At 65.5% G+C, this 1,984-nt stretch carries 3 protein-coding genes; 1 reads left to right on the top strand and 2 read right to left on the bottom strand.

Translation table 11 applies throughout. The features are described 5' to 3' along the window. Nucleotides 1-421 precede the first annotated feature (421 nt). Nucleotides 422-1,075, bottom strand: coding sequence for a DUF1345 domain-containing protein (locus tag ABD212_RS17525; protein WP_344097132.1), 654 nt, complete (start codon nt 1,073-1,075; stop codon nt 422-424). A 249-nt stretch (nt 1,076-1,324) separates the two neighbouring features. Here ABD212_RS17525 and ABD212_RS17520 point away from each other — a divergent pair, with 249 nt between their 5' ends. Then, complete coding sequence (locus ABD212_RS17520; protein ID WP_344097130.1) at nt 1,325-1,495, top strand: CsbD family protein; 171 nt, start codon at nt 1,325-1,327, stop codon at nt 1,493-1,495. A gap of 221 nt (nt 1,496-1,716) precedes the next feature. Here the strand turns inward: ABD212_RS17520 and ABD212_RS19045 are convergent, their stop codons facing one another. Next, nucleotides 1,717-1,935, bottom strand: a complete 219-nt coding sequence (locus ABD212_RS19045) for a hypothetical protein (protein WP_425561297.1) — start codon at nt 1,933-1,935, stop codon at nt 1,717-1,719. Between the last annotated feature and the right edge of the window lie 49 nt (nt 1,936-1,984).

The raw sequence follows: 1,984 nt of genomic DNA, 5'->3' as shown, positions 1-1,984 counted from the left end.
CATCACACCCGGCATCGGCAAAACGCATGAACGCCAACCCCAACGGGAGCGGCAGGGACGCTACGAGCCAGACACCAGGTGATCAGGATCCAACCACCGCAACGCGGCACTGTCACCCTGACACTGATGCAACGCTAGACGCGGGGCTTCCGGGGAACACGGGGTTGCGGAGCTCCCCAGGGCGGAGTAGGGCGCGTTGCTGCGGATGTCGGGGAACGACCCTCCATCGGGAATGGTTCCTCTCCAACAAATCCTGCGGCTGCACGACCCTCACTCGTCAGGCTGAGGAAGGACCCGCTGGGCTTACGCGTGGCGCCGGGCCATGACCCGAGCGGACTCGCCGCGCCGGGTTGACATAATCATGATCAAACGCCACCGCGCCGGCGTCCCGATGCGTCGAGTCCACGTTCCGTGTCCTGCCTCAGCTGGCGAGGCCGGCGACGAGGTTCACGACGGACGCGAGGATGACGGCCCCGAACAGATAGGAAAGGAGGCCCTGCCGCAACGCCGTGCCGCGGATCGCTCGCGTCTCGAGGTCGGTGTCGGAGACCTGGTAGGTCATGCCCAGCGTGAAGGCGACGTACGCGAAGTCCACGTAACGAGGAGGTTCGTCCTCGTTGAAGTCGATTCCGCCGTTCGATCCCGTGTAGTACAGCGACGCGTACCGCAGTGTGAACAGGGTGTGCACGAGAAACCACGACAGTCCCACACTCAACACGCTCAGGATCGGAATGATCTCCTTGCCCGCCCCGGGCGCGTTTCTCGCGCCCGCGAGCAGGAAGATCACGGCGACGATGCTCCCCACGCTCGCAATCAGAAGAAGCACCTCGGCGGTCGCGCGGTTCGGATCCTCGCGAGTCGCGTACTTCTCCGTCTGCGCATCATCGAGCCGCCCCACCGACACCCAGGTCCAGCCGATGTAGAGGGCGCAGGCAGCGGCCCACCCGGATGTGATGCCATATTGGGGGCCGGCGGTGATGCTGACGACCACTCCGACGATCACACCCGTGGCGATCATGAGAAGCAGGCGGAGGCGAGTGTCGTGCCAGTGGCTGAAGTCCGATGTCGGTGTCATTCGCACATCGTGGCATCGGAGCCCACCGCCGGCCAGGGCTGGCGCAACCCGGCAGATCGTGCACGAGCTGCGTCGGTCCGGGAGCGCCTGAGGGCGTTGCTGACTCGCAAGGCTTCGACCACCGACGAACACCGAGGTAGGTGATGTCGACGGCCGTCAACCCCCTGTACGCGAACGTCCCGGCGGGGTGGGATCACCGTAGGAGTCGCACCGGTGATCCCGATGCGACGGATACAAAAGGAGACAAGCATGGGCGTGGACGACAAGATCAAGAACGCGGCTGAGGATCTGACAGGCAAGGCCAAGGAAACGGTCGGCAAGGCCACGGATAACGAGCGGCTCGAGGCAGAGGGCGACATGGACCAGGCCAAGGCCAGCGCGAAGAAGGTCGGCGAAGACGTCAAGGACACGTTCAAGTAGACCTGTGCTGCGCGGCCCAGGATCAAGGATCCTGGGCCGCGCCCTATCCGGCGCCTGAGCCCTGGACCCTCTCTGCAGGAACTGGTCGCCGGCCCGTGCACGACCGACCCGTCTGCGAGCGAGAACTCGCTGCCGTGTCATGGGCAGACCACGGCATGAGGTCGGCTTGGGTGCGACCCCGGGAAAAACGGAAAGCGGATGCCTCGGATTCGACGCTCAGGTCAGTGTGTGCCCCGGCGCCGGTGCTTCAGTGACACAAATGCACCGCCGACTCCGAGAAGGATCAAGCCGACCGTGAGCGGGATGCCGAACGCGACCGATGCACCGGTGCCCGCCAGGGGACCTGCATCCGAGGACGATGCATACGTGTTGGTGACGGTGACGGCGGCGACCTGGTCGGCGGCGATCGTCGCGGGACTGCCCGCAACCGTCGTCGTCACCGACACCGACGCCGACGAGCCGTCCACCGGTTCGGTCACCGTGCACACC

The organism is Microbacterium deminutum, assembly GCF_039530205.1.
GTDB lineage: Bacteria > Actinomycetota > Actinomycetes > Actinomycetales > Microbacteriaceae > Microbacterium > Microbacterium deminutum.
The sequence above is the reverse complement of the archived record's forward strand: the minus strand, read 5'-3'. Positions and strand labels throughout refer to the sequence as shown.